General features: G+C 58.5%; 12 protein-coding genes and 6 pseudogenes. 9 read left to right on the forward strand and 9 right to left on the reverse strand.

What is annotated here, in order from left to right:
- Window positions 1–133: 133 nt before the first annotated feature.
- Window positions 134–576 (forward strand): annotated as a pseudogene (locus AS026_RS31720) (IS6 family transposase); the annotation flags it as partial.
- A gap of 82 nt (window positions 577–658) precedes the next feature.
- Window positions 659–1346, forward strand: a pseudogene (locus AS026_RS40695) (IS6 family transposase).
- 342 nt (window positions 1347–1688) lie between these two features.
- Here AS026_RS40695 and mctP read toward each other — a convergent pair.
- The 5 genes and pseudogenes from mctP to AS026_RS31750 form a co-directional block, all read right to left on the reverse strand.
- Window positions 1689–3164: a monocarboxylate uptake permease MctP gene (gene mctP / locus AS026_RS31730; RefSeq protein ID WP_007539444.1), complete on the reverse strand. Its 1476-nt coding sequence runs from the start codon at window positions 3162–3164 to the stop codon at window positions 1689–1691.
- A complete protein-coding gene (locus AS026_RS31735) occupies window positions 3154–3351 on the reverse strand; it encodes a DUF3311 domain-containing protein (RefSeq protein ID WP_007539443.1) in 198 nt (65 codons plus the stop codon). Before AS026_RS31735 ends, mctP begins: the two co-directional genes overlap by 11 nt.
- Before the next feature lie 247 nt (window positions 3352–3598).
- Complete coding sequence (gene mctR / locus AS026_RS31740; protein ID WP_007539441.1) at window positions 3599–4270, reverse strand: two-component system response regulator MctR; 672 nt, start codon at window positions 4268–4270, stop codon at window positions 3599–3601.
- Window positions 4267–5652 carry a two-component system sensor histidine kinase MctS gene (gene mctS, locus AS026_RS31745; RefSeq protein ID WP_007539439.1) on the reverse strand — a complete coding sequence of 462 codons (1386 nt, stop codon included), beginning with the start codon at window positions 5650–5652 and terminating at the stop codon, window positions 4267–4269. The genes mctR and mctS overlap by 4 nt, the downstream gene beginning before the upstream one ends.
- Before the next feature lie 3 nt (window positions 5653–5655).
- A pseudogene (locus tag AS026_RS31750) lies at window positions 5656–5958 on the reverse strand (Lrp/AsnC ligand binding domain-containing protein); the annotation flags it as partial.
- Window positions 5959–6174: 216 nt separating this feature from the next.
- Between AS026_RS31750 and AS026_RS31755 the strand changes: the two are divergent.
- The 7 genes and pseudogenes from AS026_RS31755 to AS026_RS31785 form a co-directional block, all read left to right on the forward strand.
- Window positions 6175–6537 (forward strand): annotated as a pseudogene (locus AS026_RS31755) (ATP-binding cassette domain-containing protein); the annotation flags it as partial.
- Between the two features lie 56 nt (window positions 6538–6593).
- Window positions 6594–7193 (forward strand): annotated as a pseudogene (locus tag AS026_RS31760) (transporter substrate-binding domain-containing protein); the annotation flags it as partial.
- Window positions 7194–7680: 487 nt separating this feature from the next.
- The gene (locus AS026_RS31765; protein ID WP_007539432.1) at window positions 7681–8430 is read left to right on the forward strand and encodes an electron transfer flavoprotein subunit beta/FixA family protein; all 750 of its coding nucleotides are present in this window, start codon (window positions 7681–7683) and stop codon (window positions 8428–8430) included.
- Between the two features lie 24 nt (window positions 8431–8454).
- Complete coding sequence (locus AS026_RS31770) at window positions 8455–9387, forward strand: electron transfer flavoprotein subunit alpha/FixB family protein (RefSeq protein ID WP_007539430.1); 933 nt, start codon at window positions 8455–8457, stop codon at window positions 9385–9387.
- A gap of 13 nt (window positions 9388–9400) precedes the next feature.
- Entirely contained in the window at window positions 9401–10105 is a 705-nt protein-coding gene (locus AS026_RS31775) for a dimethylsulfonioproprionate lyase family protein (protein ID WP_007539428.1), read from the forward strand.
- Window positions 10106–10128: 23 nt separating this feature from the next.
- Entirely contained in the window at window positions 10129–10707 is a 579-nt protein-coding gene (locus tag AS026_RS31780; RefSeq protein ID WP_007539426.1) for an adenylate kinase, read from the forward strand.
- Complete coding sequence (locus AS026_RS31785) at window positions 10704–11204, forward strand: thioesterase family protein (RefSeq protein WP_007539424.1); 501 nt, start codon at window positions 10704–10706, stop codon at window positions 11202–11204. Before AS026_RS31780 ends, AS026_RS31785 begins: the two co-directional genes overlap by 4 nt.
- Before the next feature lie 171 nt (window positions 11205–11375).
- Here the strand turns inward: AS026_RS31785 and AS026_RS31790 are convergent.
- The 4 genes and pseudogenes from AS026_RS31790 to AS026_RS31805 all read right to left on the reverse strand — a co-directional run bounded on the left by AS026_RS31790 (window position 11376) and on the right by AS026_RS31805 (window position 16911).
- A pseudogene (locus AS026_RS31790) lies at window positions 11376–12691 on the reverse strand (NAD-dependent succinate-semialdehyde dehydrogenase).
- Between the two features lie 3 nt (window positions 12692–12694).
- Window positions 12695–13975, reverse strand: coding sequence for a 4-aminobutyrate--2-oxoglutarate transaminase (locus AS026_RS31795; RefSeq protein WP_007539419.1), 1281 nt, complete (start codon window positions 13973–13975; stop codon window positions 12695–12697).
- A 29-nt stretch (window positions 13976–14004) separates the two neighbouring features.
- Window positions 14005–15654, reverse strand: coding sequence for an electron transfer flavoprotein-ubiquinone oxidoreductase (locus AS026_RS31800; protein ID WP_007539417.1), 1650 nt, complete (start codon window positions 15652–15654; stop codon window positions 14005–14007).
- A 78-nt stretch (window positions 15655–15732) separates the two neighbouring features.
- Entirely contained in the window at window positions 15733–16911 is a 1179-nt protein-coding gene (locus AS026_RS31805) for a nitronate monooxygenase (RefSeq protein ID WP_245307701.1), read from the reverse strand.
- Between the last annotated feature and the right edge of the window lie 212 nt (window positions 16912–17123).

The following is a 17123-nucleotide window of genomic DNA, read 5'->3' on the forward strand; positions in this document are numbered from 1 at the left end:
CCTCGTCGCTTTTGACGAACGAGCCCACGTCACTGTGCAGCAGCGCCAGGACGCTCGCTTTCGAAATGGGAGGGTTTCGACCGGTGCTGTCACATTGATTGAGCGGTAAGGAAATTGAGGTAGCAGCGCGCCCATGACCGTGAGTGCACCGACCTACAAGAACCACCGTTATCCGATCGAAATCGTAGCCCGTGCTGTCTGGCTCTACTTCCGCTTTAATCTGAGCCTGCGCGATGTCGAGGAAATGCTGTTCGATCGCGGGATCGTCGTTTCCTACGAGACCATCCGCCGATGGTGCCGAAAGCACGGCCCTGATTATGCGCGCCGCATACGCCGCAAGGCGCCGACGAAAGGCGATGTCTGGCACCTCGATGAAGTCGCGGTGCGCATCAACGGTCAGAAATGCTGGTTTTGGAGAGCGGTTGATCAGATGGATATGTGCTCGACGAGATCGTCCAGACGCGCTGCAACACCAAGGCGGCCAAGCGCCTGCTGACGCGACTTCTGAAGAAGCAGGGCATGCCGCCAAAGCGCATGATCACCGACAAATTGCGCTCCTACGGGGCGGCCAAACGCCGCCCTGCCAGTAGCCGCACAGGTTCTCCGACGGTGGCATCGCCTTAACGGATTTTGCTGATCGAGGTGAAATTCGACCAGCATGACCGAAGAACCGTTTACCCGTTACCACCTCCAACGTTTTCCAGCCGAGATTATCGCCCATGCCGTGTGGTTACCGATTTCCGCTGAGCCTTCGCGATGTCGAAGACCTGCTTGCCGTAGTTTCAGACAGTGTCGGAATGGGTGGTGAAATTTGGTCTCAAGTTCACTTATCATCCGCCGACGATCAAGCGGCAACTTTGCCGACAAATGGCATCTTGATGAACTTGTGGTATCGATCAAGGGCAGGAAATACTGGCTGTGGCGTGCCGTCGATGCCTAAGGCTTTATTATAGATGCGCTTTTACAAAACCGTAGGAACAAGAGCGCTGCGCTGCGGCTGATGCGCAAGCTGCTCAAAAGCCAGGGTGCCACACCAAGGGTGATTGTCACCGACAAGCTGCGCTCCTATGCTGCCACGAAAGCTGAGTTGATATCCGGCGTTGAGCATCGATCCCACAAGGGTTGAACAACCGCGCCGAAAATTCTCATCTCCCGCTGCGGCGACAAGAGAGGCGGATGATGCGCTTCAAATCGGCGCGGCAATGTCAACGTTTCGTCTCGGTTCATGGCCAGGTCGCCAACCTCTTTCATCTCCATCGGAAACTCTCACTGCCGCAGACCACCGCCAACCCCGCGCCCGCGCCGTCAACACCTGGCGTGAATTCGCATTGTCGACCGTGCTCTGAAATTCGGGACGCGTGCCTTGCCGCGGCTACGATCCGTTAAGGCGACGCCGCCGTCACGCCCTGCCGGTCACAGGTCATGGGCCTTCACTGGCTGACACCTGGAAGAGGCATGGGATCGCGGGCCTGCCTGGAAGCTGGCGATCTCGGAGGCAGCCGAAACCATGCACAAGGAATATTGGGGCGCTGTCAATCGGATGGTGGGAATTCTCAATAGATAAAGAATAGGCCCGCTCGAATGAACTGACCCCCGAAGGTTGTCGTCCAACTTTCGGGGGTCAGTTCGAAATCGGCGGGTTTGTCAGCAGACTGAAGGGCAGCGATTGCTGCCCTTCGGATTTTATCTTAGGCCCGAACCGGAGCCCTGGCTGGAAGCAGGGCGTTGACGACGACCGCGACGCCGATATTTGCCGCGAGCGCCAGCAGTCCGGTGTAGACGGTGAAGGGTTCACCGCCAAGGCTGATCAGGTGCAGCGGCTTCCAGCCGGCATCCCAGACGAGGAAGGTGCCGCCGCAGAAACCGACGAACCAGCCTGCAAGCAGGCCGGGCGCCCGGAACGAGTTGGTGTAGAGGCCGAAGACCAGGGCCGGAAGCGTCTGCAGGATCCAGATGCCGCCGAGCAGCTGCAGGTCGAGGGCGAACTGTGTCGGCAGGAAGATGATGACGAGAAGTGCGCCGACCTTCACCACCAGCGACGTCACCTTCGCGACCTTGGCTTCGCCCGCATCGCTGACCTTGGGGTCGACATAGGCTTTCCAGAAATTGCGGGTGAAGAGATTGGCGGCGCCAATGCTCATCACCGCCGCCGGCACCAGTGCGCCGATGGCGATCGCGGCAAAGGCGAAGCCGGAGAACCAGCCCGAAAACAGCGTCTTGAACAGCGTAGGAACGACATCATTGGCGCTGTCGAGCTTCAGGTTGGCGGCATGGCCCATATAGCCGAGCAGCGCCAGCAGGCCGAGCAGCAGCGTATAGGCGGGCAGCATGATCGCGTTCTTGCGGATCGTCTCGCCGCTGTTGGAGGCAAAGATGCCGGTCAGCGTATGCGGATACATGAAGGCCGCGAGCGCCGAGCCGAGAGCAAGCGTGGCATAGGCGACATACTGATCGCCGCCGAGCAGGAGGTTGCCGGCGCCCTTGGCCTGGAAGGCCGCATCGGCTGAGGCGAAGACATTGGCATATCCGCCGAGCTTCGACGGGATGAGCGCGACCGCTGCGATCACCACGATGTAGATCATGATGTCCTTGACGAAGGCGATCAGCGCCGGGGCGCGCAGGCCCGCCGAATAGGTATAGAGCGCCAGCACGATGAAGGCGATCGCAAGCGGCAGTTCGCCATGCAGCCCGAGCGCCTTCAGCACCGCCGTCATTCCGACGAGCTGGAGGGCGATGTAAGGCATGGTGGCGATGACGCCTGTTGCCGCGACGGCGAGTTCGAGACCGCGTGATCCATACTGCCCGTGAACGACGTCGGCGGCCGTGACATAACCAAATTCCTTGGCGCGTTTCCACAGGACCGGCATGACCATGAAGACGAAGGGATAGACGACGATCGTATAGGGCAGCGCGAAGAAGCCGAAGGCGCCGACCGTATAGACCAGCGCCGGGACCGCGATCACGGTATAGGCGGTATAGAAGTCACCGCCGACGAGGAACCAGGTGATCCAGGCGCCGAAGTTGCGTCCGCCGAGGCCCCATTCATCGATATGGGCGAGCGTCTCGGGCTTGCGCCAGCGGCTGGCGACGAATCCCATGACGGTGACGAGGGCGAAGAAGAAGATGAAGACGGCAAGCGCCGTGCCATTGATGTCAGTCGTCATGGCGAACGCTCCGATAGGCAATCCAGGTCAGCGTCGCCGTGATCGGCACCCAGAGAAGCTGATACCAGTAGAAGAAGGGGAAGCCGAAAAGCGACGGCTCGCGGAGATTGTAAAATGGCGGCCAGAGCAGACCTATGTAAGGAATGATCAGCAGCCACAGCGCTGCCTTGCTACGTGGTTTTTCCATGTCGGAGTACCTTTCAGGCGCCGCAGTTGCGGTCGCCATGTTCCAGTTGTCGGCGTGGAAGGCAGGTCTGTCAGCCGGCGGCGGCAGCAGGCCCGGTTCGGGTCGCTCGAGCTTTTCCGGCGGATCGGAAGCTGATGTAACACATGTGAATTCCTCCCAACGGCTTGGCACTTGGCAAGCCGCGAATGGAGTCCTAGGACGTTGGTTTTGCACTCACAAGATGGGCGCGGCGGCGAAATACCGGGGCCTACCCAGAAGTGGGTAGGCGCGAATTCGCGTCGACTTTAGAGGCGATGCCGTGGTCGAGCGCGTAGCGGATGAGGCCCGCCGTTGTGGCGATGCCAAGCTTTTTCTTCAGGTTCTTGCGATGGGTTTCCGCCGTGGCGGCGCTTATCCCGAGCGCCTTAGCGATTTCCCGGTTGCTCCGGCCGGCAACAATCAGCCCGAGCGTATCGCGCTCGCGCGGCGTCAGGGGATCGCTCCCCTCATCCGCGCGTTCGCCCATCAATGCGTCGAAGACGCCCGACGAGAAATAGGTGCCCCCACCGGCGACGGTTTCGATTGCCGCGACGATCTCGTCCGTCGAGACGTCTTTGAGTACGTAGCCGGCGGCGCCATGCATGACGGACGAGGAAATATACTCGCGGCTGTCATGCATGGAGAGCATCACGACGTGGGTCTGCGGAAGTTCGCTCATGAACAGCTCGATTGCATCGATGCCGCTGAGCTTCGGCATGTTGATGTCCATCAGCACCACCTGCGGCTGGATCTGCCGGGCGATATCGAGCCCGGTCTGCGCGAGGCCGGCGGTGCCGGCGACTTCGATGTGATCGAAGGTTTCGAGCACGGCTTTCAGCCCGTCCAGCACCAGCGGATGGTTGTCGATCAGGAGCACCTTGATTTTCCGGCGTTCCGTCATGCGGCTTCCGCCTGCTTGCCGGCGGCAATATTTGCCGATCTCGGCATCATTGCCGTCAGCGTCGTGCCGGCCTCGCTGCTGTTGATGAGGAGCAGGCCCCGGAAGTGCGCCATCCGTTCCTGCATGTTGCGCAGGCCGAGGCCCGAGCCGCCGGACGCGCCATCCCCGGCGCCATCGAAGCCGGTGCCGTTGTCGGAGATGGTCATGCGGGCGCGGCCGCCGTCGCTCCAGAGCTTGACCGAGAGCTTCGAGGCTCCCGAATGCCGCTCGACATTATTGAAGGCCTCCTGGGCGACGCGATAAAGGGCGGTACTGGCTTCCGCCTTCAGCGTGCCGGCGAAGGCCGAGGCATCGATCTCCGTCTCGATCCCCGTGCGCTCGGCAAAGTGATGACACAGTGCCTCCAGCGCAGCCGTCAGGCCGAGGTCATCGAGCACGCGGGGGCGCAGATCATGCGAGAGCAGCCGGATTTCCTTGATCGCGCCATTCAGCGCCTCGACGCCGCGCTCGATGGTCAGCGCCGCCTCGTCGACATTGGTCCTGACCTTGCGGCCGGCGAGATCCATCGCATAACGCACGCCCAGAAGGGTCTGGGAGATGCCGTCATGCAGCTCGCGCGCCAGCCGCGTGCGCTCTTCCTCCTGGGTGTCGATCACCCGCTGCGTCAACTCCTTCAGCCGGCTGTCGGCCATGCGGCGCTCATGGAAGGTCAGCAGCATGCAGGTCGTGAACACGACCAGCACCGAAGGCACGGCGATCAGCGCGACGATGACGAAGGTCCGTCTGATGTTGGCGCGCGTCACCGCATTGGCGGCAGCGCTCTGGGCAAAGACGTCATCCAGATAGACGCCGGTGCCGACGACCCAGTGCCATTTGTCGAGGCTGACGACGAAGGAGAGCTTGTCGGCGATCTGTCCGGTCGATGGTTTCTGCCATTTGTACTGGTGCAGGCCGCCGCCGGCCTTGGCCGTGACGATCAGTTCTGCAATGACCTTATCGCCATCCGGATCGGTGAGATCGAGCCAATTGTGCCCATGCCGGAAACTCTGGCGCGGATGGACGATATTGTTGCCGTCGTAATCATAGACGAAGAAATACCCGTCCTTGCCGTAGTCGAGCGAGGTCAGGATCGCCGCCACCTGCTGCTTGGCGGCTTCGTCGTCGGCCCCGGCCTCGTCATAGATCGTCTGGATGGCGGATAGGGCAAGATTGGTCAGGTTGAGGATCTCGGCTTCCTTGGCCTTCAGCATGTTCTGCTCGAACATGTCGATGCTGTTCTTGGCAAGGTTTGCCGATTGCCAGGTAATGAAGGTGGTGATCGCGAGGATCGAGATGACAAGCGGAACGATCGCCAATGCGATGATCTGGTGTCGTAGCGTCAACGGTCATTCCTCCCAAGGATCTGCGCCCGGAATTATGCCGTTTGCCCGATCTGAGTCCAGTCGCTTGCCCGGGCGCGATCCTATTTCCAACGGCACGAACAGGCCGAGCTCGACGTCGCGCAGTACGACATTGGTGTGCATGCGCCGGATCTGCGGATTATCAGCCATGATCAGGGCGGTGATGTCGTCATAATGCTCGACATCGCGGGCGGTGACGATCGCGATCAGATCGACCGCGCCGGTGACGTAATAGACCTGCTGTATATGATCCTGCTTCTCGGCCCAGACGCGGAATTTCGCCAGCGCGCGGCGCATTCTGCCGTGTTCGCCGCGTGAGAAAGTTCATTTTGCATAGAAAATGCAAAAGAGATCGAAATTGCGCGAGGAACCGCGCAATTTATCATTGTCCTTCGCATCTCAAGTTCAGCCGGAACCATGGATGCTCCCGCGATCCGGCGTTTCCAGGAAATGATGCATCGCAGAAAAGATGACATCCGACTTGTGGGCCTCGGTTGAGATACCGAACGGCTGCGGACGGGGCTCGGCATGGACTTTCAGAGTTTCAATCTTTGGGCCCATCGCACCGTATTGGAAAACGTCGTCGAGGCGCCAGTGCATGTCATGGGCATTTCCAGGCGCTAGGCGATCGAAAAGGCGGAAGCCCTGCTCCACAAGGTAGGGCTCTTTGACAAGCGCGACGCCTATCCCGCTTTCCTTTTCGGCGGCCAGCAGCAGCGTGCGGCGATTGCAAGAGCGCTCTGCGTCGATCCCGCCGTCATGCTGTTCGACGAGCCGAGATCGGCGCTCGATCCGGAACTGGTCGGCGAGGTCCTCAAGGTCATCCGCGATCTCGCGGAGGAAGGCCGGACCATGCTGATCGTCACGCCCACTGATCCACGTCAGCCATCATCGACAACACACGAACCAGGAGAATCCCGCGAATGAAACTGCTCCCTACGCTTTTTGCCGGCGCGGCCCTTGCGCTTTCGACGGTCGCCGCGCAGGCCGAAGTCCGCTTCGGCGTCATGAACGAATCCTATCCGCCCTTCTTCGCCAAGGATGCGTCGGGTGAGTGGCAGGGATGGGAAATCGACCTGATGAACGCCGTCTGCGCAGAGATGAGGGAACAATGCTCGATCGTCGACATCTCCTGGGACGGTTTCATTCCGGCTCTTGAGAACAAGAAGTTCGACGTGATCTGGTCGTCGATGTCGAACACCGCCGGGCGCTCGAAGGTGATCGATTTCACCGACAAATATTACAACACGCCGAGCACCCTGATCGGTCCCAAGGACCGGAAGCCGGGCGCCACTGCCGAAGAGGTCAAGGGCAAGACCATCGGTATCCAGGTGTCGACGATCCAGTCGGAATATTACAAAAAGTATTTTGCCGGGGCTGCCGAGGAGAAGACCTACCAAACACTCGATGAGGCTTTCCAGGATCTGGCTTCCCCCCGCATTGACTACGTCTTGGGTGATTCACTGGCGCTCGACGCACTCCTGAAAAGCGACGGCGGCAAGGATTGCTGCGTGTCGTTTGGCATTTAATCGTAAGAATGCGCCTGTTCGAGCAGGTGATGACACCTAATTTGAGATTTTTCGGCGCGATTTTCGGCGCTTGAAACCCTCTGAGTCGGCCACGACCATTTGTGATATCTAGCATTTCTGATGAAGCTTAGCCGCGTCCAGCCATCTTTTCTATGGCGACGAATCTCACATTAACTGCCAAAATCGAAGCCGGAATCTCAAATTAAGTGCCCAATCTCAATTCAAGTGCCGCGCTATGTTGTTGAAATTATTGCATGCGGAGTCTCGCGATTAAATGCAAAACGACACCGGGCGACCATGGGCGACTTCAAAGAGACGTGCTGACTTTCGTAGGCCGATCCTCCTAGAGGATCGGAGATAGACGGCGGGATGCGTAATCTTCCACAAAAAGTTCTTGTACTTATGCGAATGTCTTTGTACTAGAGAGTATGGCAAGGACCGATTGTGGAACCTCGTCCGATCCTTCAAGAGGGAGACAAACATGAAAATACTGGTCCCCGTGAAGCGGGTGGTCGACTACAACGTTAAAATCCGCGTGAATCCCGACGGCTCGGGCGTCGACCTCACCAACGTGAAAATGTCTATGAATCCCTTCGACGAAATCTCAGTCGAGGAAGCACTTCGTATTAAGGAAGGTGGCGACGCGAGGGAAATAGTCGTCGTCTCGATCGGCCCGGCCAAGGCCGAGGAAACGCTGCGCACCGCGCTCGCCATGGGTGCCGACCGCGCAATTCTCGTCGAGACCGACGATGCCGTCGAGCCGCTCGCCGTCGCCAAGATCCTGAAGGGCGTCGCCGACGCTGAAAAGCCCGGCCTCATCATCGTCGGCAAGCAGGCGATCGATGACGACTCGAACCAGACGGGCCAGATGCTCGCGGCGCTGGCTGGAGTCGGACAGGCAACCTTCGCCTCGGCGATCGAATTGTTCAGCGATAAAGCGCGCGTCACCCGTGAAATCGATGGCGGCTTGCAGACGATCGAGATCAAGCTTCCTGCTGTCGTCACCACGGACCTTCGCCTCAACGAGCCGCGCTATGCCTCGCTGCCGAACATCATGAAGGCTAAGAAGAAACCGCTCGAAAAGAAGAGCCCGGCTGATTTCGGCGTTTCTACCGCGCCGCGCCTTAAAGTGCTGAGGACGGAAGAACCATCGGGCCGCAAGGCAGGCGTGAAGGTGAAGTCGGTCGCCGAGCTTGTCGACAAGCTCAAGAACGAAGCTGGCGTACTCTGAGATCTGGAAAGGGAGAACACGATAATGGCCATTCTTCTTCTGGCTGACCACGACAACGCGGGCCTTTCCGACCAGACCGCTAAGGCCCTGACGGCTGCAACGCAGATTGGCGGCGACGTGCATGTGCTTGTAACCGGCAAGGGCGCCAAAGCTGCGGCCGATGCCGCTGCGAAGCTCTGCGGCGTCTCCAAGGTATTGCTCGCCGAAAGCGACGATCTCGCCAACAACCTTGCCGAACCGATCGCCGACCTGATCATTTCGCTGGCCGGCAGCTACGACGCAATCATCGCGGCTGCGACCTCGAGCGGCAAGAACGTCCTGCCGCGCGTTGCTGCTCTGCTCGATGTCGCGCAGGTCTCCGAAATCGTAGAAGTTGTGTCAGCGGACACTTTCAAACGACCGATCTACGCAGGCAACGCGATCCAAACGGTCCAGGCGACCGATACGAAGAGGGTCATCACCGTTCGCACGGCGTCGTTTACTCCAGCCTCCCAAGGCTCCTCTGCTGCCGTCGAGGTTATCTCGACGGCAGCCACTTCCTCGGAGTTGTCACGCGAGATCTCAACCGCCATTGCCGCATCAGAACGCCCGGATCTCAATTCTGCCAAGATCGTAATCGCCGGTGGTAGGGCGTTGGGATCCGCTGAGAGGTTTAACGAAATCATTCTTCCTGTCGCGGATAAACTGGGTGCCGCCGTGGGCGCGTCGCGAGCCGCCGTCGATGCAGGCTACGCCCCGAACGACTGGCAGGTCGGGCAGACCGGCAAGGTCGTGGCTCCGCAGCTTTACATCGCCTGCGGCATCTCGGGTGCGATCCAGCATCTCGCCGGCATGAAGGATTCGAAGGTCATCGTCGCCATCAACAAGGACGAGGAAGCTCCGATCTTCCAGGTCGCCGATTACGGCCTCGTCGGCGATCTCTTCGAGGTACTCCCCGAGCTGCAGAAAGCTCTCTGAGCGGGAGACATCATTGGCCGGTATCAGCGCCTCAGGGAAGCTTGGCGACGATCTGCTGATCGAAGACCGTCACTTGCTCGACGGAACACCGCGCAGAAAATGGGATTCCGCGCGGCCAGCCGAACTTCAAGCAATCATTCTGGCCCTCGGTGACATCTTATTGGCTGAGCCGGTGCCGCTAATGGCAAAGTTCACTGCCGGCAAGATCATCAACCTGCTCGGAGCACGGGGAGCAGCAACGGTTGAGTCTTGCACTTCTGATGAACTCTCGTGTCTCCAACAGATCAAGGCCCTGCTAGCAGAAGCCAGCGCGACCTCACCGTCTTACAAGAGTTTGACAGACGGTCTTCTGGCGGTGGTCGACCGGGTGGATTGGTTCAAAAGAAGAGCCGGTGCCTTTGCAAGCGTCAACTTCGAGCAGAGCCATTCCCAAGGAATATTGCTCGGCCCGGGTGCACTGGAGCACCGGCTTGATGTCGTTCTCGGTCTGACTTTTCTCGGTCCATACACCCGTTTTCCTGATCATATGCAAAAACAGGCGCGTGTATTCTTGCCGCTGTCGATTGGAGAATTTCGTTTCGGCGAAGAGGAATGGAAGAGCGCTGGAGTTGGGGACGTTTTGTTCAACCCCGCGAGCAGCACATGCGCCATGCGGTGCACACAAAAGTCACTACTGGTGCTCTGGTGCCATCTCGAAGGCCAGCGGCACACACCCTAATTGAAATCATCGGAGAGAACTTAATGCGGCTTGTAATGCTTGGACCGCCCGGAGCGGGGAAGGGAACGCAGGCACAGCGTCTGTCGGAGCGCTTCAGCGTGCCCCAACTGTCGACCGGAGATATGTTACGCGCGGCGGTCGAGGCTGGCACCCCGATGGGAATGGCTGCTAAGTCAGTCATCGATGCAGGAGGCCTTGTCCAGGACGATATCGTGGTAGGCTGCGTAGTGGAACGGCTGGCCAAACCTGATGCCTGCTCGGGATTTATTCTTGATGGATTTCCGAGGACAGTTGCCCAGGCCGTAGCTCTCGACGAGGTTCTGCGGCAGAGCCGCCTCAAGCTGGACGCTGTGCTTGAGCTTGTTGTCGACGAGGATCTGCTTGTGAGGCGGCTTGAGAAGCGCGCTCAGGAGGCTATCGGGAAGGGAGAGTCTCCCAGGTCAGATGATGATCCGGTGATAATCAAGAAGCGGCTCCAAACATACCGCGAAAGCACAGCTACGCTCTCCAACTTCTATTACAACCAGGGTCGGCTGGTTTCAATTGATGGAATGCGCGAAGTGGACCAGGTGACGGCTGAGATCGTGGAGGCTCTCTCATGAACCGCATATTGAACCGCGAAGCGGGTAAGCCCATAGGGCTTTGGAACGGTCGTGTTCTGCCAGAATGGCTGGACTACAACAGCCACATGACCGAGCATCGGTATCTTCAGGTTTTCGGAGAAAGCTCTGACGCGCTCTATAAAGAGATTGGTGTGGATTTCGAGCATGCCGAAAAGGGTGCCTACTACACACTGGAAACGCACATCAAACATCGAGCCGAGGCCAAAGTCGGAACGGAGCTGTGGAGTGAAACGGAGGTTCTCGGTTACGACGAGAAGCGATTACACATCTACCACCTGCTTTTCGACACCCATGGTAAGCTTCTGGCTACAGGAGAGCACCTTTCTATTCACGTGCGCGCTTCCTCGGCCGAGCCAGCGTCTCAGGATATGATCGAAAAGATTAGATGCCTCTTTGAGGCACAGCGCTCTCTTCCTGTTCCAGAAGGTACTGGCTCCGTCCTGCGCAGGCCTCTTGTATTCAATCGAACTCGTTAGTAACGAAGGATGCCTCGTATTTCCGGGTGAGTGCACGTCTGAATAAGCACATCGTCGGTCCTAACGCCCAGGTCAGCTCCTGGCCAAAGCTCAGTTGGTGGAGCTGCATTGATTCGCAGAAGCAGGGTCAAAGACGAACAGGGTGGTGGGTCTATTCGGAATCGGCTGGGATCATACACTTAGGCAGAGATATTTGATCTCGGTGTAATCTTCTAAGCCGTATTTCGATCCCTCCCGGCCTTGGCCAGACTGCTTGACGCCGTTTCGAACCTGAACAGCGGGGCGACGGGGCCAAATGTTTCTTCACGGGCGACCTTCATCTCCGTGGTTACACCCGTCAGCACGGTAGGTTGGAAAAAGAGAGCACCTTTCTCGTGCCGCTTTCCACCCACGGCGATTTGCGCACCCTTGGAAACAGCGTCCTGGATATGTTCTTCAACCTTAGCCAAGGCCTTGCTGTCGATGAGCGGTCCGGCTGCGACACCGGCTTCGAAACCGTCACCGACTTTGATTGACGAGACCCGATCAGCCAGTTTCCTCGCGAAGGCGTCATAGATACCGGATTGCACGTAAAGCCGGTTCGCACATACGCAGGTCTGGCCGTTGTTGCGGTACTTCGAGACCATCGCGCCTTCAACGGCAGCATCTAGATCGGCGTCGTCGAACACAATGAACGGAGCGTTCCCACCCAGCTCAAGTCCGAGCTTCATGATCTGATCAGCGCCTTGGCGCATAAGAATGCGGCCTACTTCAGTCGACCCGGTAAACGTAAGTTTTCGAACCTTGTCATTATCGGTGAACTCTCGTCCTACCGAGGGTGAGTCCTTCGACAGGATTACGTTGAAAATACCCGCTGGGACTCCCGCCCGTTCCGCCAGAAGCGCTAGCGCGAGTGCAGAGAGCGGAGTTTGAGCGGCCGGTTTGGAAATCATCGCACACCCGGCGGCGATCGCAGGAGCCATCTTCCGCGCAAGCATCGCGTTCGGAAAATTCCACGGCGTGATGGCGGCGACGACCCCAACTGGCTGTTTAATGACCATGATCCGCTTATCCGAGAGATGCCCAGGGATTACGTCACCGTAGAGACGCTTAGCCTCCTCGCCGAACCATTCCACATACGATGCACCGTAGAGGATTTCCCCCTTTGCTTCCGCGAAGGGCTTTCCCATTTCGAGGGTCAAGATGGTCGCAAGGTCATCAACGTTGTCAATCATTAGATCGAAAAGCTTCCGAAGAACCCCCGCGCGCTCCTTTCCCGTCTTCTTCGCCCAGACCTTTTGAGCCTTGTGAGCAGCGGCGATCGCACGCTTTGTCTCAGTGCGGTTCATATCAGGAAGTGTCGCGAGAATTTCACCCGTCGACGGATTGCTCACGTCGAACGTCCCCCCACTATCGCTTACTGGAACCCACTCGCCGGCGATCAGCGCCTTATCGACCGCGAGCGTCGGGTCTTTGAGTTTCGAGGAGAGGTTTTGCCGAACCGTCATCGATCAACCCTCCGCCGCGACTTCGCGAATCGCTTTTTCAAGGATGCCAAGCGCTTCTGCGAACACGCTGTCTTGGATAGTGATCGGCGCGAGGAAGCGAATGACGTTCCCGTAGACGCCGCAGGTCAGCAGAATGAGGCCGTAATCCAAGGCCTTCTGGCGAACCTTGTTGGTGAAGTCGGCGTTAGGGTTCGCCGAGTTCGGCAGATTGAATTCGACGGCATTCATGAAGCCAAGGCCACGAATGTCGGCGATTTGCGGAACCGCATCACGAAGTGAATGCAGGCGCTGCTTGAGACGGTTGCCGAGAAGTTCGGCCCGCTCATTGAGGCCCTCTTGTTCGATGACATCGAGAACAGCATTGCCTGCAGCTACACCGACCGGATTACCACCGTATGTTCCACCGAGGCCTCCGGCCCCAGGGGCGTCCATGATATCAGCGCGTCCCGTTACCGCCGCGATTGGAAAACCGCCGCCAAGGCCCTTTGCCATCGTTGTGATGTCGGCCGCAACACCATAATGTTCCATCGCAAAGTGTTTGCCCGTTCGCGAGAAGCCTGTCTGAACCTCATCGGCCATTAGAAGAATTCCGTGTTTGTCTGCAAGTTGACGGAGTTTATGCATGAGGGCGCGTGGAACTTCGTAGAACCCACCTTCGCCCTGCACGGGCTCAATGATGAACGCCGCAACGCGGTTGGGATCAACGTCAGCCTTGAACAGTTTGCCGAGCACGGCAAGCGAGTCTTCCACCGATGTTCCATGCAGGTCGACCGGGAACGGAACATGGAACACCTCTGGCATCATAGCGCCGAAACCTGTCTTGTATGGCACCACCTTCCCTGTGAGGGCCATCCCCATGAACGTGCGCCCATGGAAGCCACCCGTGAAGGAGATTACCGCCGAACGGTTCGTGGCAGCACGAGCAATCTTTACAGCATTCTCAACAGCTTCCGCGACTGTCGTCACGAAGATGGTCTTCTTTTTGAAATCGCCCGGAACCAGGGCATTCAGCCGTTCTGCCAGGCGCACGTAGTTCTCGTATGGGACGACCTGATGGCAAGTGTGAGTAAAGCAATCAAGCTGGGCCTTAACTGCTTCGATGACCTTGGGATGGCGGTGGCCGGTATTCACGACTGCGATGCCAGCTGTGAAATCAATGTAGCGACGACCTTCGACGTCCCAGATTTCGGCGTTCTCGGCGCACGCTGCATAGACTTGCGTTGTGACCCCGACACCCCGAGAGACAGCGTCCGAACGGCGTGTTGCGAGTTCGGTATTGAGCATTTCGGCCTCCTAAAAAGGGGCAATTTCGATCACATATTCGGATAGACCGGTCCCTCGCCGCCCTGCGGCGGCACCCAGTTGATGTTCTGGTTTGGGTCCTTGATGTCGCAGGTCTTGCAGTGGACGCAGTTCTGGGCGTTGATGACATAGGTGTCCTTGCCGTCCTTCTCCAACCATTCGTAGACGCCTGCGGGACAATAACGCGTCGATGGACCGGAGAAGACATCGTGTTCCGACCTCTTCTGCAGATCCATGTCCCTGACCTGCAGATGCACCGGCTGATCTTCTTCATGGTTGGTGTTCGACAGGAACACGGAGGAGAGACGGTCGAAGGTGAGGACGCCATCCGGCTTCGGATAGTCGATCTGCCGGTGCTGGGCTGCGGGCTCTAGGCTCTGCGCATCCGTCTTGCCATGCTTCAGCGTGCCGAAGAAGGAGAGGCCGAACAGCTGATTCGTCCACATGTCGAGGCCGCCGAGGGCGACGCCCACAACCGTGCCGAACTTCGACCAGAGCGGCTTGACGTTACGCACCCGCTTCAGGTCCCTGCCGATATCGCTCTTGCGCCAGTCGTTTTCGATCTCGACCACCTCGTCATTGGCGCGGCCCGATGCAATTGCCTGGGCGATACGGTCGGCCGCCATCATGCCCGAGAGCACGGCATTGTGGCTGCCCTTGATGCGCGGCACGTTGACGAAGCCTGCCGAACAGCCGATCAGGGCGCCGCCGGAAAAGGAAAGCTTCGGCACCGACTGCCAACCGCCCTCGGTGATGGCGCGCGCGCCATAAGAAAGGCGCTTGCCGCCCTCGAAAGTGCCGCGGATCGCCGGATGCGTCTTGAAGCGCTGGAACTCTTCGAAGGGGTATAGGTAGGGGTTCTTGTAGTTCAGGTGGACGACGAAACCGACGGCGACGAGATTGTCTTCCAGGTGATAAAGGAAGGAACCGCCGCCGGTCGATAGGCCGAGCGGCCAGCCGAAAGAATGCTGCACGAGGCCCTGCTTGTGGTTCTCCGGCTTGACCTGCCAGAGTTCCTTGATGCCGATGCCGAACTTCGGCACGTCGCTGTTCCGCGCCAGATCGAAGTTGGCAATGAGCTGCTTGGCGAGCGAGCCGCGCACGCCCTCGCCAATCAGCACGTATCTGCCGATCAGCGCCATGCCGCGGGTATAGTTTGGACCGGGTTCGCCATTCTTCTCGATGCCCACGTCGCCGGTGGCGACACCGATGACCGCGCCCTCATCATTATAGAGCACTTCGGTCGCGGCAAAACCGGGATAGATCTCGACGCCGAGGGCTTCGGCCTTTTCGGCCAGCCAGCGACAGACGTTGCCCAGCGAGACGATATAATTGCCGTGATTGCTCATCAGCGGCGGCATCATGAAATTCGGCAGGCGGATTTTGCCCGCCGGCCCAAGAAGTAGGAATTGGTCGTCCGTCACTGCCGTCTTGAAAGGGTGGCCCTCCTCTTCGCGCCAACCCGGCAGCAGGCGGTCGATGCCGATCGGGTCGACAACGGCACCCGACAGGATATGGGCGCCCACTTCCGAACCCTTCTCGAGCACGACCACCGACAGCTCGGGGTTTACCTGTTTGAGGCGAATGGCAGCTGATAGACCAGCAGGTCCACCGCCGACGATCACCACGTCAAATTCCATACTCTCGCGTTCGGATTCCATGCTTGCTTCTGCCGATGCGCCCAGCGCGTCAATGTCAGTGTGAAATGTCCGCCACCGGAGAATGGCGGGCGATCGAACTCAATACGCGGTTACGCCTTGAAGCTTCTCGAGAGCCTCCACGTATTCGTTCAGCATGCGTTCAATCTCGCTCTTCACGGTGGTATGTTCATGCATATCGCCAACCACCTGACCTACCGCATACGTCCAGTAGTCAAGATTGCGCCCGCGCTCGGCACGCTTGTAAGGATAGCCGTTCAGGATGCTCTGCATTGGCCACTGGAGCGGCTGCGGTGCGTCCGGCTTCTGCCAGTTTTCTACATATTTAGTATAGAGCATGCGACCCTGCTTACCGGTCATAACCTTGGCGATGCGAGCATCTTCAGAAGCCGCCGCAAAAAGCTTTTCACGCATCTCAATGCTTAGATCGCTTTCCGCTGTGCCCAGCCACAGTGATCCCATCCAGACGCCTTGGCATCCGAGCGCAAGCGCCGCCAAAATCTGTGAGCCACGGGAGATGCCGCCGGCTGCAAGGACCGGCGTCCCGGCGGCTGCTTCCACAACCTGCGGCCAGAGCACCATAGAGGCGATGTTCCCGACGCTACCACCCGCTTCCGTTCCTTGTGCAACTAAAACATCGACGCCAGCTTCACGCTGTTTAGCAGCATGTCGACCTGAACCGACAAGCGCGCCGACTTTCACGCCCTTTGAATGAGCCTCCTTGACGACCCAGTCTGGCGTCACGCCAAGCGCACCGACGACGAGGTTTACGGACTTCTTGCTAAGGACGACCTCAAGCTGTTCCCGGCTCTTTTTGTTGGTCATCGACATCTTCTCAGCAGACTCGGCCAGATACTCGTCGCGATCTTTTTCAGAAAGATCGGCAATGCCTGCGTCGTCAAGCATATGCTTTACGAATTCGAGGTGGCTTTGAGGGATCATCTTTCTGTACTCAGCTGGTGTCTTTTCGACGTCTTCACCACCGGTACCGGGAAACACAAGATCCACGGAGAACGGACGACCGTCGACGCGCTGCTCGATCCATTCAATTGACATTTCGAGTTCCTCAGGCGTCATCCAGGCTGCCCCGAGCGATCCCATGCCGCCCGCCTTGGTCACTGCTGCGACAACGTCCCGGCAATGCGAGAAGGCAAAGATCGGAATTTCGATCCCCAAGATTTTCGTGATTTCTGTCTGCAAGTGTCCGTCCTCCGAGCCAGTAACAAATCGGTATCGCGCTCCAGGTGTTGAGCCTTCCACCGATCGCGCTTGTTTGTCGACCAATGGGTATAATAAACATTATGATCGGTACGTTTGTAAAGAGCCGTATTATTGATGTGCGACTTTTCCCATTCCGTGCCCCGGCTAAGGGTTGCGCAATCTCTCTGGTATTGTATTGTACTTGTCGGTATGTTAACCGACCAGGGGGCGGAGCCGTCGAGGATGTCCGCCACCTCTGGTTGAGAACGCCC

Source organism: Rhizobium altiplani (assembly GCF_001542405.1).
Taxonomy (GTDB): domain Bacteria; phylum Pseudomonadota; class Alphaproteobacteria; order Rhizobiales; family Rhizobiaceae; genus Rhizobium; species Rhizobium altiplani.